Annotated in this window: 23 protein-coding genes and 2 pseudogenes; 7 read left to right on the forward strand and 18 right to left on the reverse strand. The window is 63.4% G+C overall.

Features of this window, described 5'->3' with window-relative positions; translation table 11 throughout:
- Positions 1-134 (forward strand): annotated as a pseudogene (locus DIE15_RS30220) (ABC transporter); the annotation flags it as partial.
- Between the two features lie 235 nt (positions 135-369).
- Here DIE15_RS30220 and DIE15_RS30225 read toward each other — a convergent pair.
- From DIE15_RS30225 to DIE15_RS30235, 3 genes are all read right to left on the reverse strand, one after another.
- Positions 370-2097 carry a SulP family inorganic anion transporter gene (locus tag DIE15_RS30225; protein ID WP_124835075.1) on the reverse strand — a complete coding sequence of 576 codons (1728 nt, stop codon included), beginning with the start codon at positions 2095-2097 and terminating at the stop codon, positions 370-372.
- A gap of 24 nt (positions 2098-2121) precedes the next feature.
- Entirely contained in the window at positions 2122-2748 is a 627-nt protein-coding gene (locus tag DIE15_RS30230; protein WP_057924347.1) for a ParB-like protein, read from the reverse strand.
- Between the two features lie 134 nt (positions 2749-2882).
- Positions 2883-3425: a GNAT family N-acetyltransferase gene (locus tag DIE15_RS30235; protein WP_124835076.1), complete on the reverse strand. Its 543-nt coding sequence runs from the start codon at positions 3423-3425 to the stop codon at positions 2883-2885.
- A 281-nt stretch (positions 3426-3706) separates the two neighbouring features.
- Between DIE15_RS30235 and DIE15_RS30240 the strand changes: the two genes are divergently transcribed.
- The 4 genes and pseudogenes from DIE15_RS30240 to DIE15_RS30255 form a co-directional block, all read left to right on the forward strand.
- Entirely contained in the window at positions 3707-4927 is a 1221-nt protein-coding gene (locus DIE15_RS30240) for an MFS transporter (RefSeq protein ID WP_057924346.1), read from the forward strand.
- 216 nt (positions 4928-5143) lie between these two features.
- A complete protein-coding gene (locus DIE15_RS30245) occupies positions 5144-5962 on the forward strand; it encodes a TetR/AcrR family transcriptional regulator (protein WP_057924345.1) in 819 nt (272 codons plus the stop codon).
- A gap of 282 nt (positions 5963-6244) precedes the next feature.
- Positions 6245-7999 carry an AMP-binding protein gene (locus tag DIE15_RS30250; protein WP_124835077.1) on the forward strand — a complete coding sequence of 585 codons (1755 nt, stop codon included), beginning with the start codon at positions 6245-6247 and terminating at the stop codon, positions 7997-7999.
- Between the two features lie 182 nt (positions 8000-8181).
- Positions 8182-8365 (forward strand): annotated as a pseudogene (locus tag DIE15_RS30255) (DUF1571 domain-containing protein); the annotation flags it as partial.
- A 27-nt stretch (positions 8366-8392) separates the two neighbouring features.
- On the opposite strand, the gene DIE15_RS30260 reads toward DIE15_RS30255, so the two are convergent.
- On the reverse strand, positions 8393-8671 hold the full coding sequence (locus DIE15_RS30260) for a PXPV repeat protein (RefSeq protein WP_057924343.1): 279 nt from the start codon (positions 8669-8671) through the stop codon (positions 8393-8395).
- Positions 8672-8966: 295 nt separating this feature from the next.
- Here DIE15_RS30260 and hfq point away from each other — a divergent pair, with 295 nt between their 5' ends.
- Positions 8967-9557: an RNA chaperone Hfq gene (gene hfq, locus DIE15_RS30265; RefSeq protein ID WP_057924342.1), complete on the forward strand. Its 591-nt coding sequence runs from the start codon at positions 8967-8969 to the stop codon at positions 9555-9557.
- Between the two features lie 83 nt (positions 9558-9640).
- Here the strand turns inward: hfq and DIE15_RS30270 are convergent, their stop codons facing one another.
- The 14 genes from DIE15_RS30270 to DIE15_RS30335 form a co-directional block, all read right to left on the reverse strand.
- Positions 9641-10348 (reverse strand): DUF2968 domain-containing protein, encoded by a 708-nt coding sequence (locus DIE15_RS30270; RefSeq protein ID WP_124835078.1) that lies wholly within the window; start codon positions 10346-10348, stop codon positions 9641-9643.
- Positions 10349-10402: 54 nt separating this feature from the next.
- Complete coding sequence (locus DIE15_RS30275; RefSeq protein ID WP_124835079.1) at positions 10403-11797, reverse strand: sigma 54-interacting transcriptional regulator; 1395 nt, start codon at positions 11795-11797, stop codon at positions 10403-10405.
- Between the two features lie 15 nt (positions 11798-11812).
- Entirely contained in the window at positions 11813-13702 is a 1890-nt protein-coding gene (locus DIE15_RS30280) for a TadG family pilus assembly protein (protein ID WP_124835080.1), read from the reverse strand.
- Positions 13703-13713: 11 nt separating this feature from the next.
- Positions 13714-14040, reverse strand: coding sequence for a DUF3613 domain-containing protein (locus DIE15_RS30285; protein WP_057924339.1), 327 nt, complete (start codon positions 14038-14040; stop codon positions 13714-13716).
- A 20-nt stretch (positions 14041-14060) separates the two neighbouring features.
- Positions 14061-14903, reverse strand: coding sequence for a tetratricopeptide repeat protein (locus tag DIE15_RS30290; RefSeq protein WP_124835081.1), 843 nt, complete (start codon positions 14901-14903; stop codon positions 14061-14063).
- A gap of 18 nt (positions 14904-14921) precedes the next feature.
- The gene (locus tag DIE15_RS30295; protein WP_124835082.1) at positions 14922-15914 is read right to left on the reverse strand and encodes a type II secretion system F family protein; all 993 of its coding nucleotides are present in this window, start codon (positions 15912-15914) and stop codon (positions 14922-14924) included.
- Positions 15915-15918: 4 nt separating this feature from the next.
- Positions 15919-16911 (reverse strand): type II secretion system F family protein, encoded by a 993-nt coding sequence (locus DIE15_RS30300; RefSeq protein ID WP_124835083.1) that lies wholly within the window; start codon positions 16909-16911, stop codon positions 15919-15921.
- Complete coding sequence (locus DIE15_RS30305) at positions 16904-18271, reverse strand: CpaF family protein (protein WP_124835084.1); 1368 nt, start codon at positions 18269-18271, stop codon at positions 16904-16906. The genes DIE15_RS30300 and DIE15_RS30305 overlap by 8 nt, the downstream gene beginning before the upstream one ends.
- A 3-nt stretch (positions 18272-18274) precedes the next feature.
- Positions 18275-19549, reverse strand: a complete 1275-nt coding sequence (locus DIE15_RS30310; RefSeq protein WP_124835085.1) for a fimbrial protein — start codon at positions 19547-19549, stop codon at positions 18275-18277.
- A gap of 60 nt (positions 19550-19609) precedes the next feature.
- Complete coding sequence (locus DIE15_RS30315; protein ID WP_124835086.1) at positions 19610-20941, reverse strand: type II and III secretion system protein family protein; 1332 nt, start codon at positions 20939-20941, stop codon at positions 19610-19612.
- 64 nt (positions 20942-21005) lie between these two features.
- Positions 21006-21941 (reverse strand): Flp pilus assembly protein CpaB, encoded by a 936-nt coding sequence (gene cpaB, locus DIE15_RS30320; RefSeq protein ID WP_124835087.1) that lies wholly within the window; start codon positions 21939-21941, stop codon positions 21006-21008.
- Positions 21942-22032: 91 nt separating this feature from the next.
- A complete protein-coding gene (locus tag DIE15_RS30325; protein WP_124835088.1) occupies positions 22033-22563 on the reverse strand; it encodes a TadE/TadG family type IV pilus assembly protein in 531 nt (176 codons plus the stop codon).
- Complete coding sequence (locus DIE15_RS30330; protein WP_124835108.1) at positions 22563-23060, reverse strand: prepilin peptidase; 498 nt, start codon at positions 23058-23060, stop codon at positions 22563-22565. Before DIE15_RS30330 ends, DIE15_RS30325 begins: the two co-directional genes overlap by 1 nt.
- Before the next feature lie 92 nt (positions 23061-23152).
- Positions 23153-23344, reverse strand: coding sequence for a Flp family type IVb pilin (locus tag DIE15_RS30335; protein ID WP_057924330.1), 192 nt, complete (start codon positions 23342-23344; stop codon positions 23153-23155).
- Positions 23345-24008: 664 nt separating this feature from the next.
- Between DIE15_RS30335 and DIE15_RS30345 the strand changes: the two genes are divergently transcribed.
- Positions 24009-25385: a collagen-like triple helix repeat-containing protein gene (locus tag DIE15_RS30345; RefSeq protein WP_124835089.1), complete on the forward strand. Its 1377-nt coding sequence runs from the start codon at positions 24009-24011 to the stop codon at positions 25383-25385.
- The last annotated feature ends 29 nt before the right edge of the window (positions 25386-25414 follow it).

A 25414-nucleotide genomic window follows, 5' to 3' on the forward strand; every position in this document is an offset into this window, starting at 1 on the left:
CGCAGCAGGCCGTCAACGTCGGCTACGGAATCATGAACGGCCAGAAGCCGGCCAACCCGATGATCCTGATCGAGCCGACGCTCGTCACGCGCGACAACGTGAAGAGCTACAAGGGCTGGAGCAGCCCGCGCTGATCGCGCTACGCGACCAACCACCCCGGGCGGTGCCGGGCTGCGCCGCCGCGCGCGACGCCGGCCCTGCCCGCCCGCTTGGCTCAACCGCAGCACCGCCGCGGCACAAGGGTATACGGCGACGGCTGCCGAAGTAGCCGATGTCGTGGCCGCCCGCGCGAGCACCGAGCCAGCCGACGCCGCGCTATCGCACCAGGCGACATCCGAAAGCACCAAGCGGTGCATACGCGCCGCATCGTCACGCGCCGGCCTTCCCGACAGTACCGCCGTTACCGCGCGCCCGCAGCAATTGCAGGCTCTCGTCGACGCTCAATTCGGACATCGCATCGTCGCGCAGCGTATCGTCGGCCGCGCGCCGCAGCGCACGCAGCGCGTGCTCCTTGAGCCGCACGATCGCGAGCTGCAGCCCGCGTGCCGCGCACTCCGCCGCGAACGTACGCAACGACTCGATCGTCGTGCCGTCGACGTCCGGCGTTTCTTCGAGACTCAGCAGCACAATATGCGTATCGGGCGCGGCCTTCATCAGCGCGCGCACACGATTGAGCATCCGATCGGCGTTCGCGAAGAACAGTTGTGCCTCGGGCCGCACGATCAGCACACCGGGCACCGGCTTCGCGTCGGCGTGATTCGCGACGTCGACGAAGTCGTGCCCGTCGCGCAGCCGGCCGAGCACGCTGACGTTCGGCTCCGACAACTTGCGCAGCGTCAGCAACAGGCTCACGCCGATGGCCGCGAGCAGCCCGTGCAGCACGCCGAGCACGAGCACCGCGAGCAGCGCGGCGATCACGACGAGCCGGTCGCGATGCCACACCCAGTACGGCCGGAATACAGACGGATGCAGCGAGTGGCTGACCGCGAAGATCACGATCGCCGCCAGCACGGGCTCCGGCGTGCGCGCGAGCTGAGGCAGCAGCAGCCACACGATCAGCGCGACCACGCCGGCTGCCCACAGGCTCGAGAGGCGCGATTGCGCGCCGGCCGCCTCGTTCGCCGACGTCGCCGAATAGCCGGCGCCGACCGGCATCCCGTGCAGCAGCCCCGACACGAGATTCGCGCAGCCGATCGCGACGAGGTCGCGGTTCGGTGACACGCTGTCGCCGTGCTTCAGCGCGAAGTTGCGGATAGACCCGTACGACTCCGCATACAGGATCAGCATCAGCGCGAACGCGAGCTCGATCGTCTGCATCCACGCGTTGCGGTCGAGATGCGGCAGTCCGAATTCGAGGTGCCGTAAATCGATGTGTCCGACGATCGCGATCCCGTAGTGCTGCCAGTCGAGCACATAGCCGGCCGCGATCGACAGCACGATCACGACGAGCGTGGCCGGCACGCGCTTGCTGCGCCCGAGCAGGAACAACAGCGCAAGCGCGGTCGCGCCGAGCGCAACGCTTGCGAGGTTCGCATGCGGCGCACCCGTGACGAGCTCGAGCGCGACATGTGGCGCATCGCTGTGCCGCACGGAAATCGCCAGAATCTTCGGCAGTTGCTTGATGACGATCGTCAGCGCCAGTCCGAACGTGAAACCGCGCAGGACCGGACGCGCGACGAAATCCGACATGCCGCCGAGTCGCGCGAGGCCCGCCAGGATGAACAGCACACCGGTCATCGCGACGAGTGCGGCCGCCAGCGCGAGCTGCGCGGCGAGCGCCATCCCCGATTCGGCCAGCACGGTCGCCGCGAGCACCGCCGCCGACGATGAAGTCGACGACACGATCGCAAAGCGACTGCTGCCGGTCAGCGCATAGATGACGAGCCCGGACAGCAACGCGATGAGGCCAGCCTGCGGCGCCAGGTTGGCGAGCCCCGCATACGCGACCGCTTCGGGAATCAACAGCCCGGCGATCGACAGGCCGGCCAGCGCATCGAGGGCGATGCGCCGCGTCGTCGGCGGCGTTGCCGCATCGAGTGCAGCGAAATGCTCGGGATGCTGCGGGCCGGCATCCGGACGGGTCGAGGCGGTCGTCATGAAGCGGCAGGCGCCGGGCCCGTATCAGGGTTTGACGGCGATGACACCCGACCAGCCGGGCAGATAGCGCGCGTCCTGGTCGTGTGCACGGCGCAGCGAGATATCGAGCGCCTTCGAGAAGCTCTTGCGGATCTGGTCGAGCGTCACGTGCTGACGCAGGTAGTCGGCCCACAGGAACTCGCTGAACGGCGTCGCATCCTTCGCATAGCCGCCGGCCGTGCGCAATTCGCCCGCGAGGCTCCGGTACGGATCGTCCTCGAGCCCCGTCAACGCCTTCGGCAGATGCGCGTAGTCACGACGCGAGCCGTCCGCACCGAACGGATGCACCCACTGGTTGTGTTCCATCATTCGCCAGAAGATCGTGTCGTCGAGCCAGGACAGATCCTTCAGCAGCATCGCGTTCACGCGCGTCTCCCCTTCCTCGATCAGCGCGAGGCCGAGATGGTGATGATCGGTGATGTAGTGCAGACCACCCGGGCCGAGGACGGCCGGAAACCAGTGCGATTCGATCGCGGCCTTGCGTGCGCGCTTGTCGAGCGCCTTCCAGTGCTTGCGTTTCGCTTTCACTTCGCGATAGCCGACCGTCATTTGCGTCGGACGCAGTGCATCGAGCCGGACCGGAATGAGATGAACGTCGTTGCCGAGTGCCATGGTCGTACCCCATGTTGCGAATTTCCGGCAACGATACTCCTGATCGTGCGAACCGTTAATACGTCGCGGCCTCGAAACGCAAGCGTTTGACCTCTCTCCGACAACAAGCCGCGCAGCCGCGTCGCGTTACCGCGTCATGCGCGCAGGTCGTCGCGCTCGAGACGATGACGCACGTACGGAATTCCATCGTGCACGACGCTCACGCGCCGCATCCCGAGCTTGCGTGCGACGTTCAGCGAGCCCGTGTTCGCCTCGGCGATATCGGCGATCACGCGCGGCAGCCGTACGGTGTCGAACGCATGGCGCACGACAGCCGCGGCGGCTTCGCACGCGATGCCGCGCCCCCATGCCGCGCGCACGAGCCGCCAGCCGATCTCGACGTCGCGTGCGCCGTCCGCATAGTCGGGAATCAGCAGGATCCAGCCGATGAACGCGTCGGGCGCGGCCTTCTCGAAGATCGACCAGTAGCCGAGCCCTGGCGGATACTCGCGCGTGATCCGGTGCGTGACGAAGCGGTGATGCTGGTCCGGGTCATGCCACGGGCCGGCTATGTACCGCGTCACCTCGGGATCGCGATCCATCTCGATGCTCGCGTCCAGGTCGGCCAGGATGCGCGGGCGCAGCCCCAGCCGCTCTGTCTCGAGGACGGGCAACGTGGCAACGGATGGTTCAGTCATCTGGACTCCTGATTCGATGGCGTTGCGCATCGCGCGCATTACGAAACTGATACAGAAAGCCTTCCAGAATGATACAGACGCCTGACGCTTGTCTCGCGCGCCACCATTTCCGCTTTCTCAACAGTTCATTTCATAGGGATTATTCCCGATTCGCGATTATCGCGCCCCACATCGGACGGCGCCGCGGCCTACACTCGATCCATGCCCCCGCGCCGCGCGCCAGCCGGGCTGGCATCCGCCTGCAGATCGTGAGCGCGCAAGCCAACGAGGAGACCTCGGACATGAGCTGGACCCGCGAACAACGCAACGTCACGATCGCCGCCTATCTCGGGTGGACGCTCGACGCGTTCGACTTTTTCCTGATGGTCTTCGTGCTGAAGGACATCGCCGCCGAATTCGCATCGACGATCCCCGCCGTCGCATTCGCGCTCACGCTGACGCTCGCGATGCGCCCGATCGGCGCGCTGATCTTCGGCCGGCTCGCCGATCGCTTCGGCCGCCGCCCGACGCTGATGGTCAACATCGCGTGCTATTCGCTGCTCGAGCTCGCGTCGGGTTTCGCGCCAAGCCTGACCGCGCTGCTGGTGCTGCGCGCGTTGTTCGGCATCGCGATGGGCGGCGAATGGGGCGTCGGCTCCGCGCTGACGATGGAAACCGTGCCGACCCACGCGCGCGGCTTCGTGTCGGGCTTGCTGCAGGCCGGCTATCCGAGCGGCTATCTGCTCGCGTCCGTCGTGTTCGGCCTGTTCTACCAGTACATCGGCTGGCGCGGGATGTTCATGGTCGGCGTGCTGCCCGCGCTGCTCGTGCTGTACGTACGTGCGCACGTGCCCGAATCGCCGGCCTGGAAGCAGATGGAGAAGCGTTCGCGGCCGAGCCTCGGCGCCACGCTGCAGCAGAACTGGAAGCTCACGATCTACGCCATCGTACTGATGACCGCATTCAACTTCTTCTCGCACGGTACGCAGGATCTCTACCCGACCTTCCTGCGCGAACAGCATCACTTCGATCCGCACACGGTGTCGTGGATCACGATCGTGCTGAACATCGGCGCGATCGTCGGCGGCCTGTCGTTCGGCGCAATCTCGGAGCGGATCGGCCGCCGTCGCGCGATCTTCATCGCGGCACTGATCGCGCTGCCGGTGCTGCCGCTGTGGGCGTTCTCGAGCGGCCCGGTCGCGCTCGCCGCCGGCGCGTTCCTGATGCAGATCTCGGTACAGGGCGCGTGGGGCGTGATCCCCGTCCATCTGAACGAGATCTCGCCCGACGAGATCCGCGCGACCTTCCCTGGCGTCGTCTACCAGCTCGGCAACCTGCTCGCGTCCGGTAACGCGACGATGCAGGCGTCGCTCGCAGTTTCGCAGGGCAACGACTACAGTTTCGCGCTGGCGCTCGTGGCCGGCATCGTGGCCGTCGTGATCGCCGTGCTGATCCTGTTCAGCCGGGAACGGCGCGGTATCGACATGACGCAATCGGTCAATACGCGTACCACCGTCGGCTGAACCCGCGCGTTGCCGCACTGCATCATCGCGTGCGCCCCGCCCCGCCGGGGCGGCATGCGATGGTTTTCGCACCCGCACATCGAACTAGAGGAATTTGTCCAGATTCCCCGCTTGCCCGCGCCGCCCGCGTTTTTTTATCTTAATAAAAACGACTGTTTGAATCAGACAAACAAATCACCTGTTCGCGGCCGGGCGACCGGCATTGGGAGGCGGGACATGGCAGTAAGTCAGGAGGGGCGGCAGCCCGCAGGACGGCCGTCCGGGACGCGGTCATCCGGCAATCGGCAGACCGGCGGGACGAAGGCACGCATTCTCGATGCGGCCGAGGATCTGTTCATCGAACACGGCTTCGAAGCGATGTCGATGCGGCAGATCACGTCACGCGCGGCGGTCAACCTCGCCGCGGTCAACTACCACTTCGGCAGCAAGGAAGCGCTGATCCACGCGATGCTGTCGCGTCGGCTCGATCAGCTCAACCAGGAACGCCTCGGCATCCTCGACCGCTTCGATGCGCAACTCGGTGCGCACATCACCTGCGAGCACGTGCTCGGCGCGATGTTCATTCCCGCGCTGAAGGCGTCGCGCGACCCCGATCGCGGCGGCCCCGCGTTCCTCCGTCTGATCGGCCGCGCGTACACCGACCCGTCGCCGTTCGTGCGCAACTTCCTGACCGCGCACTATGCGAGCGTCGCGGGCCGCTTCTTCGATGCGTTCCAGCGCGCGCTGCCGCATCTGCCGCGCACGGAGCTCGGCTGGCGACTGCACTTCGCGATCGGCGCGCTGTCCGGCGCATTGGCCGGTGCCGAAACCGAAAGCCTGATCGACGAATTCTCGCAAGGCCGCACGATGAACGACGTGCAGATGATCGCGCGGCTGTCCTCGCTGATCGTCGCCGCGCTGAAGGCGCCGATGCCCGACAGCGCGCAGTTGTCGATCTTCGCGGCCGTGCTCGACGATGCGGGCGCGAGCGAAGCGTTCGGACTGCCATCGGGTACGGCCGCTGTCGACACGGCGGCGGCGCATTCGGCGAGCTGATCGCGTCAGGCCACACACGCGGCGACTCACGGATATACGCAGCCCGGGCTGGCGTTGATGCGCGGGCCCGGGCCGAACGAATGTCATGCGGCGGGAGCCACGGCTGGCTTGCGCTCGTCGACGAAAAGCATGGGGTGCGTGCAAGCACTGAAGCGCTAAATCTGCCCGACCGCAAAGCATGGGGTACGAGTTAGCGCTAAAGCACTGACTCTCACCGACCGCAAAGCATGGGGTGAGAGTAAGCGCTAAAGCGCTAACTCTCACCGACACCGGAGACACATCATGTCATCATCCGCAGCAACCACAACGGCCCAGCTCCCGCCGAACAGCGACGGTATCTGGTACGCGTCGTATCCGCCCGGCGTACCGCACGAGATCGACGTCACGCAATACGCATCGCTCGTGCAGTTCTTCAACGAATGCACGACGCGCTTCGCTGAACGGGTCGCCTACGTGAGCGCAGGCGCATCGATGACCTACCGCACGCTCGCGCAGAAAGTCGATGCGTTCGCGTCGTATCTGCAAAGCACCGGCGTGAAACCAGGCGATCGCGTCGCGATCATGCTGCCGAACACGTTCCAGTACCCGGTGGCGCTGTTCGGCACGCTGAAGGCCGGCGCGATCGTCGTCAACGTCAATCCGCTCTACACCGCGCGCGAACTCGCACACCAGCTGAAGGACAGCGGCGCGCAGACGATCGTCGTATTCGAGAACTTCGCACACACGCTGCAGGACGCACTGCCGGAAACGCAGGTGAAGAACATCGTCGTCACCGCGCTCGGCGATCTGCTCGCCGACGGATTCAATGCGAAGGGACGCCTGATCAATTTCGTGCTCAAGCACGTAAAGAAGCTCGTGCCGGCCTACAGCCTGCCGCAATCGATCCGGCTGCGCTCCGCGCTCGCGCTCGGCGCACGCGGCAAACCGCAGCCGATGCAGACGACGCGCGACGATCTCGCGTTCCTGCAATACACGGGCGGCACGACGGGCGTCGCAAAAGGCGCGATGCTCACGCACGGCAACCTGATCGCGAACCTGCTGCAAGCCAAGGCGTGGATCGCCGACCAGGTCTCCGGCGACGTCGAGACCGTGCTGACGCCGCTGCCGCTGTATCACATCTATTCGCTCACGGTGAACGCGTTCATCTTCATGGGGCTCGGCGGGCGCAACATCCTGATCGCGAACCCGCGCGACATGAAGATGGTGATGAAGATCATTCGCAACGAAACGTTCACTGGCATCACCGGCATCAACACGCTGTACAACGCGTTCCTCGACAACGAGGAATTCCGCAAGCGCGACTTCTCGAAGCTCAAGCTCGCGATGGCGGGCGGGATGGCGATGCAGCGCGCGGTCGCGGAGCGCTTCCAGCAGGTTACGGGCCGGCCGGTCGTCGAAGGCTACGGGCTCACCGAATGCTCGCCAATCGTCACGATGAACCCGGTGGACCTGAACGACATGGCCGCGTTCAGCGGCTCGATCGGCCTGCCCGCACCGTCGACGCTCGTGCGCTTTCGCCGCGAGGACGGCACCTGGGCCGCCATCGGCGAGCCGGGCGAGCTATGCGTGCACGGTCCGCAAGTGATGCGCGGCTACTGGCAGCGGCCCGACGAGACCGCGAAGGTGATCGACGCCGACGGCTGGCTCGGCACCGGCGACATCGGCGTGATGGACGAGCGCGGCTTCATCCGCCTCATCGACCGCAAGAAGGACATGATCCTCGTCTCGGGCTTCAACGTGTACCCCAACGAGATCGAGGAAGTGCTGGTCATGCATCCGGGCATCAGCGAAGCCGCTGCGATCGGTATCCCGGACGAAGTGCAGGGCGAGCGGATCAAGGTCTTCGTCGTGCGCCGCGACCCGACGCTGACGGTCGATGATGTGCTCGCGCACTGCCGCAAGAACCTGACCGGATACAAGATGCCGAAGTTCGTCGAGTTCCGCGACGCGCTGCCGCAGACGAGCGTCGGCAAGATCCTGCGCCGCGCACTGCGCGACGAGGAACTTGCCAGGATCAAGGCCGCGAAGCAAGGCTGAACGCCGCATCGCTCCGGGAGACCCTGTCGATGAACGAAAGAATCAAGCGCCGCACGGCGGATGCCGCCGCCGCTGCAGTCGCCTGAATGCTGTTGCTCGCACAGCCCGGGCCTGCATGCGCACGAAGCGGCCGATGGCGCGAGTGCGACGCAGGGGGCCGCGCTGCCGGCGGAGCTGGCGCCGGCCGGCCACAGTTCTGCGCGAAGAAGGAAATCCTCGGGCTCGACCTGCACGCCCTGCTTCCGGACCGTCGAGTCCCATGACGGCCGTGGCAAGCTCTTCGAGCGGCTCATCATCGAGAAAATCGCGCCGCCGACGCTCGACGAATCCGCGTTCGCCCCAAAAAACCCGGACTACGCGCTCTGATCGTCATCGGCACCACACCCGTCGCGCTCAATCGTCGTCATCGTCGTGATGCTTGCGCCAATGCTTGTAATAGTGCTTGCGCCATTTCCGGTAGCCGTCGTCGTCCTCGTCACCGTAGTAATCGTATCCATAACCCGGATACGCAACCACCGCCGGCTGCGGCGCCACATAGACCGGTGCCGGCTCGGCATAGACCGGCGCGACCGGCACGCCGATACCCACCGACAGGTCGACGTGCGCCATTGCACTGCCGGAAGCGAGCAACGCGACGCTCCCGATCCACACCACCAATCCCCTCTTGTTCATGTTCCTGTTCCCTGATCCGCCGGCCTGCCCGGCATGCGCGGTGAATGTAATCCCGCCGCGCGCCGCCAGGTGCTACGCCGATGCGAGAGTCGTAACGCGGCGTAACGAAACGACGCTAGCCATTTGACCGAATCGCGAAAACGCGCGGGAACGTCTATAGTGGGTTACGGTTCGACACAATCACGACCGCGCGCTGGCGGAACGAACAGGGTAAAATCCCGCCAAACACTTGGTGGGCGAACACGCCACACACACGCACAACATATTCTCTGACGCAGGCTCCTGCCGCACCTCAATGGCCAATCCCGCAGAATCCCATCCGCAAAACGACTTCATCAATTCGGCGCGCAAGGAACGTAAGCGTGTTGAAATCTATCTCGTCAACGGCATTCGTCTGACGGGATGTATCGAGTCGTTCGACCAGTACCTGGTGATGCTGCGCACCCCCGTGGGTCTGCAAGGCATCTACAAGCGTGCGATTTCGACGATCCAGCTCGACACGGGCGGCTCGCGCCCGGGCGGCAGTGGCCCCCGCGGCCCGCGTACCGGTGGTCGGCCGGGCGGCCGCGAAGGCGGCGGCCACAGCCCGTACGGCTCGCACGGCGGCTCCCGCGAATCGCGCGGCGACGGCGGCTACGGCTCCCGCGAGCCACGTGAAGGTTACGGCTCGCGTGAACCGCGTGAAGGCTATGGCTCCCGCGAACCGCGCGAGGGTTATGGCGCACCGCGCGAGCCCCGCGAAGGCTACGGCGCACCGCGTGAAAGCTACGGCGCGCCGCGCGATGCCGGCGACGCATCGGGCAACTCGTCACCGTCCGATGCGCGCGGCGGCAACGGCCCGGTCATCGTCACGCGCCGCCGGCGAATCGTGCCGGACGGCCAGTAAAACAAAAGGGCAAGCCAACCGGCTTGCCCTTTTTCCTGGTGGGTCGGCGCGGCATGTCGCCGCACCGGCCGTGCCGTGGTCGCTCAGCGTGCCGTCGTCGGCAACCCCGCATCGGCCTCGCGCTGCAGCGAACGCACCTGCTGCTGCAATGCGCGCAACTGCGACTGAAGTTCCGCCTGTTGCGCCTGCAGCGCCGCCGTTTCATTGCGGACGCTCTTCTGGCGATCCGCGACCGCAGCCTGCTGCTCGCGTGCGATCGAGATGTCGGCTTGCAGACGCCGCGCCCGCTCCTGCGTAACTTCGATCTGCCGGTCCATCTGTGCCTTCTGTGATTCCAGCTTCGCCGCACGCAGCTCGTTGACGGCCAGCCGTTCCGCCTGCCGCGAGAAATCGCGATAGATCGCTTCCGCCCGCGTTTCGTCGTAAGTCTTGATCACGCGCCAGAATGCCTTCTGCTGGAACAGCGCGACGAAATAGGAACCGTCCTTCACGCTGAACAGCATGCTCGCGCCGTAGCTGCCGTTATAGTTGGTGCGCATTTCCGTCAGCGAATGCGCCTGGATCTGACGCTGCAACTCGTCGACCGTGCTCGGCCCGGTCGTTTCGCCCGCCTGTGGCTGCGCCGACGTCTGTGCCTGCTGATCGATCACCGGAATCGCCGCCACCGGTGCCGATGCCTGCTGTACCGCCGGCGATGCATTGCCTGCCAACCCCTGCGCGACCGCGCCCTGCATGCCTCCCATCATGGCGAGCAACACACACGCCCGCCCCAACCCCGTCATATGGCTCATGAACTTTGATACCCGCCCGTGTCGTTGTAATTCAGCGCGATTTTATCCCATTAATTACTCGCTTTCGCGGGTCTCGGGCTCTTCGTCGAATATCTGATATTTACGCATCTTTTCCCACAATACCTTGCGGCTGATGCCGAGCTGCTGCGCCGTATCCTGGCGCCGCCAACCGTTTGCGTCGAGCGCTGCAATCACGCGGCTGCGTTCGTTCATATCCCATTTGCTGCGGTCGACGAACACTTCCGCCGCGCTCTCCACCGGCACCGGCTGCGCGGAACTGCGCGCATGCGCGACCAGCCGCTGCAGTCTCGCGGCATCCCAGCCGCCCGTTTGCCGCACCGTCACGCCGACGCGCTCCGCAAGATTGCGCAGCTCGCGCACGTTGCCGGGGAAATAGCTGTCCGCGACCGCGTCCGCGAGCCAGTAAGGCAGGTCGGACAACTGCGCAAGCCGCTCGTCGCCCACCACCTCCGCGACGAACGACTTGAACAGCGCGATCTTGTCGACAGCGCCCCGTTCCTCCAGCGACGGAATGCTCAGCTCGATCACCGCGAGCCGATAGTAAAGATCCGCGCGGAACAGGCCTTCCTTCACGAGTTGCGGCAGCTTCTTGTTGCTGGCCGCGACGAGACGGAAATCGACCTTGATCGGCGTCGTCGCGCCAACCCGCAGCACCGCGCCGTCCTCCAGCACGCGCAACAGCTTGACCTGCTGGTACAACGGCAGGTCGCCCACTTCGTCGAGAAACAACGTGCCGCCCGCCGCCTGTTCGAAATAGCCTTTATGCGCAACAACCGCGCCGGTGAACGAGCCCTTCGCATGCCCGAAGAACAGCGATTCGAACAGGCCGTCCGGAATTGCACCGCAGTTGACCGGCACGAATTCGCCGTCCCGGTAGCGCGAATGCTTTTCGTGGAGCAATTGCGCGATGCGCTCCTTGCCGACTCCGGTTTCGCCGTGCAGCAGCACGTTGGTGTCACAATCGGCGAACGTGTCGACTTCATGCAGCAGCGCCTGCATCGACTCCGAGTGCGCGACGAGTTCGGACGATTGAAGCGTTTCCGCCGCATGCGCGCGCAGCTGCGTGACCAGCTTGCCGATCATCCCGCGCAGTTCGGCGCAGGTGAAGTCGAGCGGCAGGATGTGCGAATAGTCGGGCGGATACTGCGACGCGTCGTGGCCGCGCGCCGCGCCGACCCAGACGACCGGCATGCCGATGTTGGCCTGCCAGTCGCGCAGGAACGCCGCGCCGGTTTCGATCATCGTCACGCTGATGATCGCGAGCGACGGCCGCAAGGCGGCACGTTCCGGCGAGATTTCCGCATTGTCGGCGCGGATCACTTCGACGTCGAAGCTCGCCATACAGCGGGCAACGCGGTCGACAATGTCCGCCTTGCCTTCCCAGACGTAGAGGTCGAGTTCTGCGATTGCGGGGGGATGAATTCTCATTCTTTCAGTCAAGCATCAATTTCCGGTGTTGCCGACAAGTTGTGGAATGCCACAAGTCAACGCCTCATTGTGTACCGTCGCCACCCCGATTTGCACGCCCAGAGCATTGAGCAACGGGACAATCACCTTATCCAGATTCGGCAATAGACTAAAGAGTGTCGCATTCAGCAAATCAACAACAGGTGAGAGCAGCGTCCCGATTAGTACCGGCAGCACGGGCGCCCCCAAGACATATAGCGTCAAACTGCTCGAATTGGCGAGTCCCTGCGGCACTCCCGATAATGCGTTTGTCAGCACTGAACCTATGGCATTCGAATTACCTGATTGATAGTCATCCGAATTTCCAGCAATTCCATCAAACACCAGCGGTGACGCACTATTCTTGTCCATGGGCACCGTTGCCGGAATCGCAACATTCGCTTTCACCTGAAGAACAGAGGCATCAACCACTTTAACATTAACGAGAGTTGCAGGATTTGTACAACTGAACGGTTGTTTCGAGGTAAGCGGCGGACTCGGTGGGTCGCCGATACAAAGATTCGCAATTCCCGGTTGTACACCGATGATTGCACGACTTGCGGCGGCGGTGGGTGCACAGTAGGTCGACTCCAGCCATGCGGTTCCAGTGCCGCCAGCCTCGAGATATATGGGGAGATGAACCTCGACGGGAATGATTGCGCCAAGAAGTGCGAGCAGAGGCGCCAGTGGATTAATCAATGTAGCCTTCAAATTGGTAGTGCCCAGGTCTACATCCAGAAATAGTCGTACAGTCGCCGTACTCGCTTGAGTACGCCACCCACCACCTTGCGCGGCAGGCAAATGCCCTCCTTCCCCAACCGCCAGAACAGGCGGATGAATGATTTGCACCGCGACTGTCGCGTTTAGTAAACCGAGTGCTATCCCAGTATTAAGGATAACTGGAGATTTTCCTTGTGCTGCCGCGTTTGCCGATGCAACTTCCGCCGCAACCATTACAGCATCCAGCACATTAATGCGCGCATCGGCGGCGGCTTGCTGATCAGCCAATCCGATCAATATCGCACCAACCTTAGATCCCTGACCCAGCACATTTAACGTAGTTCCGTTGGTGGCAAGAGATGCGATCGCATTCAATTGCCCGATCAAAAGATTCGTGCCAACATTCAGGAGTTGCGTTTTCGATAACGCATTCGCCATCAATGTAATAAATTGACCGGCAGTGACTGATAAATTGGCGAGATCACTGACAGTATTTACGTTTTCACCCTGCGGCAAACTTTTCGCAGCAAGGACGAGATCGCCAACTTTAACTTGTGCTGCAGCTAGTCCTTGATATGACACTGCAACCGTTGAAAGATCTGCACCGAGCAATGAGCCCAGCACGTTGTTCAACACCCCTCCCTGAAGAGTGGCTAGCGTTGTACCAACTGTAAATGCATCCGGATTGACCGCCTTTGCAGTCGAAAATGCTTCTATAGTTGATCCTGAGTTATTCGATGCACTAAAAAAGCGCCCAAGAAAGAAATACGGAACCTGCCTGGAAACCGTCACCCTTGCGGCATTTAACGGTCCGGACGTAGAACCGAAATATGGCGTGCTCGACGTATCCCACCGACCGCACTCCAGCGACAATGATTGCCCTGTCGCTTGAGAGTCAAAGCCGTTTGCCAGAGCATTCGCCTGGGCCGCTGCATTTGCCGGCGAAGTCGGTTGCGAACATTCGTCGTTCATATTTGCGACCGAAGCCAATGCCGCCATGTCCGCGATCCTCTGCAAATCTCTCTTCTGGAAATACAGATTCCCGACGTCAATCACCCCCAACACCACCATCGCAACCATTACCCAAATCGCAGCCATGACAACAATGGAGCCGCGCTGACGTCGCCTCGCCGGCCGGCGAGATCCATATGTTTGATCTGCACGCATCGTCACGTAACCTACTGAGCGCCCTGCCCGCCAGCCGACATGCCGCCCGAAGAGCCGAGCTGCGTACTCATCGAATCCGGAATCTTGTTCTTGAACGAATCAAGATAGCGTTGATAGACCAATGACGCGACGTCGCCGAGCATCGGCTGCGTCGGTGCCGCCGCGCGATTGTCTCGTTGCATCGAAAGCCATTCCTTGGTCGAACGATCGACGTCGGATGCGGCTGGTGCCGTCCTCTGTTGCGCATGTGCCGCTACAGTGCCCATTGCCATGCAAATGATTGTGCCCAGCACCGCGATCCGCCCCGCGCGCGTGGCTCGATGATGGTTGTTATTCATGTCGTTCCCCACCTGTCTGTTCATTGTGCAAACCGTTGCAGCAGCGGCACGGTCTGGTCATAGCCGAAATTGTTTGCCATCGGCGTGATCGGCTCGGTCGCGGCGTGCCGCGACACCACCGGTGGCGTCGCAACCGCACGCTGCCGCGCGCGTGCCGCGGCTGAAATTTTCGCGGCATCGCCAAGGATGTCCTTGCGGATATCCGCCTGCAGATGCTGCTGATTCATCAGCCGCTGCGCGTCCTGTATGCGCCCGGCGGCAAGCAGATACAGCGTGAGGTTGCTAACGATCCTCGGATTGCGTTGATCCAGTTCCGCCGCCTTCATCAGCGGTACCCGCGCGCCGACCACGTCGCCGTTACGCAATTTTGCATAGGCGAGATCTGACAGCAGCGACGCGTCCGTGGGCGCGAGCTCGGACGCCTGTGTCAGTGCCTGTACCGCCTGACCGAAGTCACCGGCCGCACCGGCGATCAATCCAAGCCCTCGGTAACCACGAGCGGCGAGCGGCGTCTTCAGCAACTGCGTATAAGCTGCGGCGCTGGCAGCCGGCTGATCTGTCATGCGCAGTGCATCCGCCCGCAGCAAGATCGTGTCTGGCGACACGCCGTACGCCTTGTCGTAAGCGTCGATGTGCGCGAGCGACGCGTAATAGAGACCCTGTACCTGCATTCGCTGGACCAAACCGAGATACATCGCGGGCGTATCCGGCACCGCCTGTTTCTGGTCGGCCGCCTGAATCATCGCAGCGCGCTCGGCCTGTGCACCGACGCCGTACCCGCTTTCCTTGGTCGCACAAGCGCCAAGCAGCAGTACCGCTGTCGCCATACTTGCGTGCCTCGCCATCCTGCTGATCCGTTTCATCGTCTTTCCTTCCACCCATCAATGATGCGCCGACAGCGCATGCATCACTGCCAGAAACCCGGGCCCCGCCGTCACGATCAGCAGTGCGGGCAACAGCGTCAGGACCATGACACCCGTCATCTTCACGGTCAATCGACCGATCCGCTCGCGGAGCATCGCGCGGCGCGTCTCGCGCAGCCGGTCGCCGAACTGCTTGAGCGGCTCCTGTACCGCGCCGCCGTGCTTGTCGACCTGCACCATCAACCGGGTAATCGCACGCAAGTCCTCGTTGTCGAACCCGCCCGACAACCTCTGCATCGATTGATCGCGCGTGCGGCCCGCCGCGAACTGACGCTGCGCGATTCCGACCTCGGACGACAGCACCGGCATCATCCCGCGGAAATCGTTCGTCACGACCTGAAGGCTTTGATCCAGCGACAGTCCGACGCCCTGCAAAAGGCGCAGCATGTCGACGAACAGCGGCAGTTCATCGACGACGCTTTGGCGACGGGTGGCAGCACGGCGTCGCAAGTAAAGCTTCGGCAGCATGAAGCCGAGCCCGAATGCCGCGAACATCCCGATCGTCCAGTGTCCGCCCTTCATGTGTCCGCTGGCGAATATCGCGAACAGAAGCGGCAACCCGATCGCACAAACGAGCCGCGCGGTCAGAAACAGTCCGCGCGTGCGCATGTCGACGTAGCCGCATTGCTCGAGAATACGTCGGTCCTCTTCCGCGACAATGTGCTTGCCAAACCCGGTATCGAGCCAGCGCATCCCCGCCGCCGACAATCGTGCAAGCAGGCGCTCAATGCGCTGGCGGCCGGGCGTTACCATTTTCGTGTCGCCACCATCCTCCACCGCGGTCCGTACCTTGGCCGCTTCGAGTGCTGCCATACGCCGGTCGAGCGCATCGGCCAGCGCACGTTCGGCACGCGACGCGGCGCTCGCGCGCAGCAATGCGATCATTCCAAGCAACAGCACGCCCAGCGCACCGAGCGCCAGAGCAACCGATCCGATCTGAGTTGCCGTCATCGCATCACCTGAGTCGAGCCATTCGATACAACCACACGCTACCTGCAACCTGCAGCAGGAACGCGAAGATGAGGAACATTCGTCCGCCCTGATCAATCCACATTCCTTCCAGGTACTTCGGATTGGTCATCACGACAAAACTGCCGATCGCGATCGGCAGCATCACGAGCACGAACGCCGACAACCGCGTCTCCGCCGACATCGCCGTCAGCTCGCGTTCCGCCTGTTCGAGGTCGCGCATGAACACGGCCATGCGTTCGAGCATCACGTCCGCACGACCGCCATACTTGACCGACAAGCGCAGCACCGATCCGAGAAGTTCGAATTCTTGCGTCCGGTAGATCTTCGCGATATGAAGCATCGCGCGATCGATCTCGACACCCGTACGCAACATCCGGGACACGTGATCGAGACACCCCCGCAGCGGCTCCTCCGTCGTCAGCAGTGCCGCCTGAAATGCGGCTGGGACGCTGTTGCCAAGGGTCACCAGTCGCACAATCCCGTCGAGAAACGACGGAATCTGCCGGACAATTTTCAGTCGCCGCCGCTGGATTCGCGAGGTAAGCCAGATGCCGAAAATCGCACTCCCACAAACAAGCGCAGCGAAACACGCGAGCGCGCCGCCGCGGCTGCCAGCAATTGCCGCAATCGCGACGAGCACGGTCAGCGCGACGATCGCCTTGCCGCGCGCGCCCTCGATCCCGGCACGATTCACGAGGTTGGCCAGATACTCGGTTGCGACCTCATACCCGTGCATCCAGAATGCACGGGACACCGCATTGCCCACGCCACCGGATGGCGACACAGTCCGCGACGCAGTGGATACGACCGGTCTTGCGGCCGGTGCGGCCGCACGTGCACCGGGTTCAAGCCGACTGTCGATGAAGCGCTTCGCATCGGTGCGCACGCGCCGGGTTTCCGCATGTCGCCACAGCATCAGTGCCGATGCCACGCACAGCATCGCGACCGCGAGCACCCCAATCATCGCGCTATACATTGAAGCCTCCGCCGCGACCGAAACCGCTGCCGCCAAAGCCGCCGCCGAACCCACCGCCGCTCATTCCGCTATTCGTCAACGCCTGGCGGAAACGTACGAGCTTCGGCGAATGCGGATGGATACCCAACGATTCCCAGTGATCGACTTCCTCGCCCTCCGGCGTCACGCGCGCTTCGTAGCGATACAGTTCCTGCGTCGCGATGATGTTGTCGGACAGCCCGGTCACTTCGGTGATCGACAGAATCCGGCGGCGTCCATTCGACAGCCGTCCTATCTGCACGATGAAGTCGATCGCGTTCGCGATCTGGCGACGCAGGCTCGACTCGGTACCCTGGAATCCCGCGAAACCGGCAAGCATCTCGAGACGGTACAGGCACTCGCGCGGCGAGCTCGCGTGCACGGTGCCCATCGAGCCATCGTGGCCCGTATTCATGGCCTGCAGCATTTCGAGCACTTCCCCGCCGCGCACTTCGCCGACGATGATCCGGTCCGGACGCATCCGCAGCGTGTTGCGCAACAAGTCGCGAATCGTCACGACGCCAGTGCCGTCGAACCCGCCCGGTCGGCTTTCAAGCCGCACGACGTGCGGGTGATTAAGCGACAGCTCGGCCGTATCCTCGATCGTCACGACACGTTCGGCCTCCGGAATGTGGAATGCGAGCGCGTTGAGCAGCGACGTCTTGCCCGAACTCGTGCCGCCCGACACGAGCACGTTACAGCGTGCCTCGACCGCCGCCTCGAGCAGCGCGCCGATCTCTTCGTTGTACGTGCCGTTGCCGAGCAGGTCCGAGGGCTTGAGCGGATCCTTGCGGAATTTCCGGATCGACACGATCGGGCCGTCGATCGACAGCGGCTCGATCACGACGTTCACGCGTCCGCCATCGGGCAGTCGCGCGTCGACCATCGGATTCGACTCGTCGAGGCGGCGCCCGATCGGCGCGAGGATCCGGCGCACGATGCGTAGCAAATGCGCGTTGTCGGTGAAGCGTACCGGCAGCTTCGCGAGGATCCCGTGACGCGACACGTACACGTCGTTGTAACCGTTGATCAGGATATCCTCGACGGCCGGATCCGCGAGCAGATCCTCGATCGGCCCGAAGCCCGCGAGTTCCTTCGTCAGCGCTTCCGCGATCGCACGCACCTCGTTCTCGTTGAGCGGAATGCGGCGCAGGCGCACGAAGCTGTCGATCTCGAGATCGACGAACTGATTGATCGCCTGGCGGGACCATCGGCCGAACTCGGCGCCCAGTTCCTCGATGCGCGTCAGCAAATGCTCGTGCGCGGCATTCTTGATGTCGTGGAACTGCTGCGTCTGGGAAAACGGCGCTGTGCCGTCGGCGAATTGAATGTCGTGTGCCATCGGTTATGACCGCTTGGACGAGGGTTGAATGAAACGCTTGAGCACGGACAGGCCCGGCGTGGCGCGCGACGCGCCTGCCATGCCCGATACGCCGGGCAGCCGCGCGGCGAGGGATTCGAGTGCGCGGACATATGGATCGCGCTCCGCCGCATCGACAATGAGCCGCCCCTGGTTCGCGGCATGGCCGATCGCGACGCGACGCGCGGGCAAGGTGCCGGCCAGCGCCAGGCCGAGACGCTCCGCGATCTGCCCGGGCATCAGATTCAGAGCGGGATCGTACTGGTTGACCACGAGCTTGACGCGGTCGGTATCGACACCCGCATCGCGTAGCCCGGTGAGCAGGTCGGCCGCCGACACGATCGATGCGACGCCCTGATCGCACACGAGCCACGCCTCGTCAGCCGCTGCAGCGATCTGCGTGACGAACTCGCGATTCGAGAACCCGCCGAGATCCACGACCTGCTGGTCGAAGAACGCGCGGAAGCGGTTCAGCAAGCCGATGCACGACGCATACGACACGTCGCGCAGCCCGCCGAGGTCCGGCGGCAGCGTCGTCAGTGCGACGCCGCTCTGGTGCCGCGTGAGCGCTGTGTTCACGAACGTGCGGTCGATGCGGCGCAGATTCTGAACGGCGTCGATGAAATGGAATTCGCAGCGCGTGTTCAGGAACAGCGCGCCGTCACCGGCCGGCAGGCCCAGATCGATCAGCGCGGTTTGACGACCAACCGGCGCGCTGCCGTCCGGGCCGCCCGTCGCCCCCGGGCCGAGCGCCCGCTTCTGCAACCAGACCGCGAGATTCGCGGCAAGCGTGCTGACGCCCATGCCGGCACGCGCCCCGAGCAACGCGGCGACCTTGCCGTGACGGCTCGTCGGCTCGCCGACGTGCGACAGCAATCCGCGTGTCGTCCGCAGCGCATCCTCGGTCGATGCCGACACGTCGATGAAGTCGCGCACGCCGGCACGCAGTGCGGCAAGCGTGCTCTCCGGCTGTGCGAGCGAACCGAGCGCGACGATCGGCAGACCCGGATGCGCTGCGCGCACCGTGGCAGCAGCGACGCTCGCCGCATCGCTGCGTTCGGAGAAGTCAATGAACACAAGCGCCGGATTGAGCCCCGTGATGCGCTGCGCAAGCACGCCCGGTTCCAGCGATGCTGCCTCGACCGCACCGGCCGACACCAGCGTGTCGGCCAGCCAGCGCACATGCGCTTCCTTTGTCGATGCACACACGAAGTAGTCGGTCACGGCGGGTTCACACAATGATTGGGTCCGTGCATTCATGTCGAACACCCCCGATTACGCAAGGCATAGCGATGTGCCGCAACGCGCAGTGCTTCACATTCATTTCGAAAACCCCGGTGCAGCATCCGGCGACGCCGCGCCGCCCAGGTAGGATCGCCAGACCGGCCCGTCACGCTGCTCGGACAACTCGCCGGGCGTCGCCGGCAATACCGCCCCCTTCGCGATCGGTGCGACGAGATGCGGTGTCACGATGATCAGCAATTCCTTGTCGTTCTGCTGATAGTTCAGGTTCTTGAAGAACGTGCCGATGATCGGCAGGTCACCGAGCAGCGGCACCTTGTTCACGTTCGACATCGTCTGGCGGTCGATCAGACCGCCGATCACGAAGCTCTCGCCGTCACCGAGTTCGACCGTCGTATCGGCACGACGCGTCGTGATGCCCGGCACCGCGACGCCGCTGATCGTCACGCTGTTCACGAAGTCGAGCTGGCTCGATTCCGGCGCGACCTTCAGCGCGATCCGGTTCGGGCCCAGCACCGTCGGGGTCAGCGACAGCCCGACGCCGTATTGCTTCCACTGGATCGCGGTCGAGCCGAGCCCCTGCGGCGACGGTACCGGAATCTCGCCGCCGGCGAGGAAGCTGGCGCTCTGGCCGGACAGTGCGACGAGCGTCGGCTCTGCGAGCACGCGTGCCATGTTGTTCGCTTCGAGCAGCGACAGATCGGCAAAGATGCCATGTCCCGCTGCGTTTACAACCAGATTGAATGCAGACGCCATCGGTGCGCCAAGCGTCGGAATGTATCCCCCCGTGCCCGGACCCGACCCACCGTTGTATGACTGCACGCCGCCCGGCGAGAACGAGCCGAACGAAAAGCCGTTGCTCTGCTTGAAGAAGTTGAAGCCGACTTGCTTGAGCACCGAGCGGCTGAATTCGACCACCCGCACATCGACCTGCACGACGTTCTTGCCGGCCAGCGTCGAGCGATCGATCACCGTGCCTTTCGGGCTCATATTCTTGGCGACCGCGACGGCCCGTTCGTGAGCGTCGAGCGATGCCGACGTTCCCCGCAGCACCGACGTCCCGCCGTATGCCTTCACCTGCGGCGTCGAACCGTCGAGTACCGCATGTGCCGCGGCGTCGACGACTTCGACACTCCAGACCGTCGGCTCGTCGTGCCCGCGTTCCCACAACATCACGTTCGTCGCACCCGGCGCTTTCGCGGTCAACAGCACGGAACCGGAACGACTGCCCTTCATGATCAGTACGTCGGCGATCGCCGGATCGCCGACTGCGACCCGCTGCAGCGCGCGGCCTGCGGAAATCTGCCGCTGCGCGCCAACCGCCAGCTCGATCGTACCGCTCGCGCTTGCAATGGAGGCGAATGTCAGGGCCCAGAGAGCAATCGCGAATGCAGTCAGTGTGTTTTTCATTGTTTGTTGGACCGTGGCACGGCCGTTACTTGTCGTCGCTGATATCGATGGCCATCGATGTTGTTCAATACGAAACCGTTTCCGAGCGGCCGCCGCGGATTACCTCGATGTTGCCCCCGCCTCCGCTGCCGCCTGAGCGCACCGCCAGCGGCAAGCGCGACGGCAGCGGCGGCACATTCACGTTGACCACGGCGGTCCTCGGCGTGCCGGACAGCTGATGCAGCGAAACGCCGGCCGCGGCAAGCGCCGACGGCGACAGCTTGTTGTCCGTGCGCACCGCTACCGTCTGCGTCGCAAGCTCGTCGTCGCGCGGGTTGCGCAGCGCGAGCGTCAGCCGGCCGCTCGACTCACCGAGTGTCAGTGCATCGACCTGCGCGGTCGGTACCGCGAGTACCGCGATGCGCGTGTTGCTCGGCTGGCCGTTATTGCCGTTCGTGTTGCTGCCGCTGTCACGCTCCGGCGTCGCGTCGCCGAACGACAGCACGCGCACCTTCGACATCAGGAGTCTCGCTTGCGTCTGCGATACTTCGCCATCGAGCATCCCCGCGCCCGCTTCCCGCTTCAGGTTCACGAAGACGTCGACGAAGTTGCCGGGCCGCAGGCGGTTGCCGACCGCATTGGTCTCATCGACGCGAACCGCAATCGCGCGTTCGCCTGGCTGAACGTCCTCGGCAAGCCCGGACACCAGTGCATCCGACACGACCGGCGCCGACGCCGGAATGTCCCTCGCAGGAACGCGACCGACGAGGGGGGCCGGATCGACAAACGCACCAGCCGGCGCAGGAGCAGTCGGTTGAACCTTCAATGCATCGGCAGCAATCGGCTGACCGACCGGCAGTATGCGGGTCGCGATGACCACCGGCACCGGGTTCAAGGCGACGGCCTGTTGTGCAGGAGGTGGACGCGACGTACTGCGCCCAAGCATCCATGCATAAATTCCGAGCAGAATAGCGATTGCAATCAGCAACCCCGCGATGATCTTTGTCAGATTGTTGGCCATGTTGGTATTGGAATGCCGGAGTCAAGTTCTGGCGCGTGCGGACGGTCGAGGGACTACGTTTATATTGGGAAAGACGGAACGTTCATGCATATCAAAGAAAGTTCGGCGAAATTTGCACCGTCGCACTGCTCTGCAATTGGGGCGCCGAGAATATGAATAGCCACGGGATCAGCGGTTTGTCCGCGTACGAGTACGTCATCGTCACCATCACGTTGAACGTGGATGTTGACGATGGCGTAAACGTGGTGCTGCAGGAATCCGGTGACGATGGCGTGAACGACGCATCACAATTCGCCGCCGTCGTCGCCCCCGCCCCGTTCACCTGCGTGGCAACGGTCGCGAATTTTCCCCACGGCGTGTTGCCACCATTGATCGCCGTGCAAGCGGTAGCAGCTGCCACTTTCAAGCGGTCGCATGGCGACGACGTGTAGTTCAAGGCGGCGCGCGCACCTTCGGACGCCGCGAACGTCAAGTTCTGCTGAATGACGAAAATCATCCCAAACGTGACAATCGCGTAAAAAATCAGAAAGAACAGCGGAAATACGAATGCGAACTCGATTGCCGCTACCCCCCGTTGCCGTCGCCAATTGCAGGATTGGCGCGTTTGCTGCCAGCGGGCCATCACGTTCCCCTTACAAGCATCAGATGCAAAAGCCATGCGGCAGCAGGCAGTACGAGAAACGCTGCGTAAGGCGTAGCCCGCCGACCGCCGAGCGCCATCGCGGGCGTACCACGCCGCCACAGTGCCCCGAACGGTGCATCCGCCAGCAGAATCAAAACGAGTACATGAACACCCGCGGCCAAACTCGCGATAACCCACAGCCATAGCAGCGCATACACGCCACACCACGTGCCAAGCACGGCAAAGATTTTCACGTCTGCAGCGCCCATAACGCGCGACAAGAACAGCGGGAAAAACACGATTAGCGCGACCAACATGCCGATCAGCGCCTGCATTGGGGAGACAGCGAAAGGATTTGCGTTTAGAAAAGCACCGCCCATCCCACCGCAGAGCCCCGCCAAAACAAGCGAATTTGGAATACGCCGGAAACGGATATCGCTGACCGAAACGAGTATCGTCCAGATCAGAAATACCCCAATGAAAACAAGACGTGTCATGACGCCGCAACCGACCACAACCAGAAAAGCAGGCGAATCACTGAGACTATCCGCCCGCCCCGAGTCGAAAGACGACAATAAAGATCCGTGCTTTACGTGCCCCAGCAGTCCTTGCTTGGCGTCGTCATGCAGGTACCAATTTTGGTAAATGTGGAGCTGAGATCGGTGCCCAACCCCGAAACGGCACCTATGATTGCCACGGCAATAAGACCCGCAATCAGCCCATACTCGATCGCGGTAACCCCGTCTTCTTCCTTGAGGAAGCGCTTGATGAGTGCTTTCATTTTTTAATTCCTCGTGCCTGTATGTACGTTTTTTGGCCTTTTATACGTTGTACATCCCCGCATATCCGGCCCTTGCCCCGCGTCGTTCGTTACACCTGTATAACGACAACCGAGTGCGCTTTCTTTATATGTCACCCCGAGGGGCATGTATCACTATTTGATGCAAGTTAACATTCGCGATAGTGCCCTCCTCGAACGCAGTGTACCGAATTGTACATTTGCTTACATCTGCTCCGGATTCTATATCCGATCCTATTTGAATTCCAACCTCTTTTAAGAATGAATCGAAAAAAATTTCCGGAGCACAGCGCACTTGTACGGCGTTTCGGTACGACTTACACATAGGACTTACGATAGGTTAGATGTGCACGCCTAATCCACCAGTAAAAAAACCGGACCACTCGCAGGGTCTTTATCAGCCCTACGTTACGCCGCACGCGTAACGCCAATGATGTGACGTTACGTTACAAAACGGCCGAAACCGTTCTCGCTCGACCTTTTTTAAACAATCTCAACAATCTTTCAATTACACAAACTCCTTTCCCGACAAGGAATTGCCGCGTTTAAAACCGATCGTCGGATCATCGATCATCGAAATGGCACGACAGTTGCAGAGTAATCCCCGCATCACTCAACACAACATCAGCTTCAATGCGAGGACGAAATGGACATTCAGGTTATCCCTCATGGCACGCTCCGGACGACTATGATCGCGGCCACCGTGGCAGCCATGCTTTCCCTCTCCGCATGCGGCGGCTCCGGGTCCATCAGCAAGGGGCTCAGCGGCGGCTCGAGCGCCGGCGGTGGAGACTCGATCTCCACGTCGGGTGGCGGCACCTCGGGCGGCACGTCCGGTTCGACGAGCGGCAGCACCTCGGGTAGCACCAGCGGCTCGACCAGCGGCAGCACGTCCGGTTCGACGAGCGGCAGCACCAGCGGGACGACGAGCGGGACGACGAGCGGAACGAGCAGCGGCACAAGCGGCACCTCCGGTGTGTCGTCGAACGCGGTGGGAAAGGTCCTCGCAAGCAGCAGCAACCTCATCACGGATGTCGGCGGCACCGCGTCGAACCTCGGCTCCGTGATCGCCGGCCAGTCGCTGCCCGGCGTCAACCCGGCCACGACGCAAGCGGCAGGCGGCATCGTGCAGAACGTCGGCGGCGCGGTAACGGCGCTCGGCAATGGCCTCGGCAACGGCCTTGGCCAGCTCGGCGCGACGAAAGACCCGGTCGGCGTCACGGTCGCCAGCACGGGCGGTGTCGTGAACCAGCTCGGCGGCGCAGTCACGCAGACCGGCAACCTGGTCACGAGCCTCGGCAGCGGCCCCCTGTCGCCGCTCGCCCCTGTCACCGGCGCGGTCGGCGGCCTCGTGACGCAAGTCGGCAATGCGGTATCGAACGGTGGCACCACGCTGTCCAACGTGCTGTCGACCGGCCCGATCCAGCAAGTCACGCAGACGGTCAGCTCGGCGATCACGCCGATCACGACGATGGTCGGCCAGACGACGCAAACGATCGGGACGGCCACCGGCCTCGGCGCCCCGGTCAACATGCTGCTCGGCACGATCGGCAACGGCGCGAACCAGGGCGGCGCGCTGATCGCATCGACGGGCGGCAACCCCGTCACGACCGGCCTCGGCAACACCGTCTCGTCGACCGGTAATACCGTGAAGACCGTCGGTGGCCTGCTGACGGGCAGCACCGGCGGCGCGACCAACCCGCTCGCGCCGCTCACTGGCCTCCTCACGACGGTCACCGGCACGCTCGGCGGCGCAACTGGCGGCACCAGCAGTGGCCCGCTCGCCCCGGTCACGGGCCTGGTCTCCACGGTCACCGGTGCGCTCGGCAGCGCAACGGGCACCGGCGGCAGCAACCCGCTCGCTCCCGTGACGGGCGCGGTTTCCGCTGTCACCAGCACGGTCGGCGTACCGGCATTGAGCGGCACCACAGGCGCCGTCACGAACTCGGGCTCGGGTTCGAATCCGCTCGCGCCTGTCACGTCGCTGATCGGCGGCCTGCTCGGCGGCACGCACGGCAAGTAATCAGGCATCCATTCATCGACAAGACAGCA

Origin of the sequence: Burkholderia sp. Bp9031 (assembly GCF_003857965.1) — a bacterium.
Lineage (GTDB): Bacteria > Pseudomonadota > Gammaproteobacteria > Burkholderiales > Burkholderiaceae > Burkholderia > Burkholderia ambifaria_A.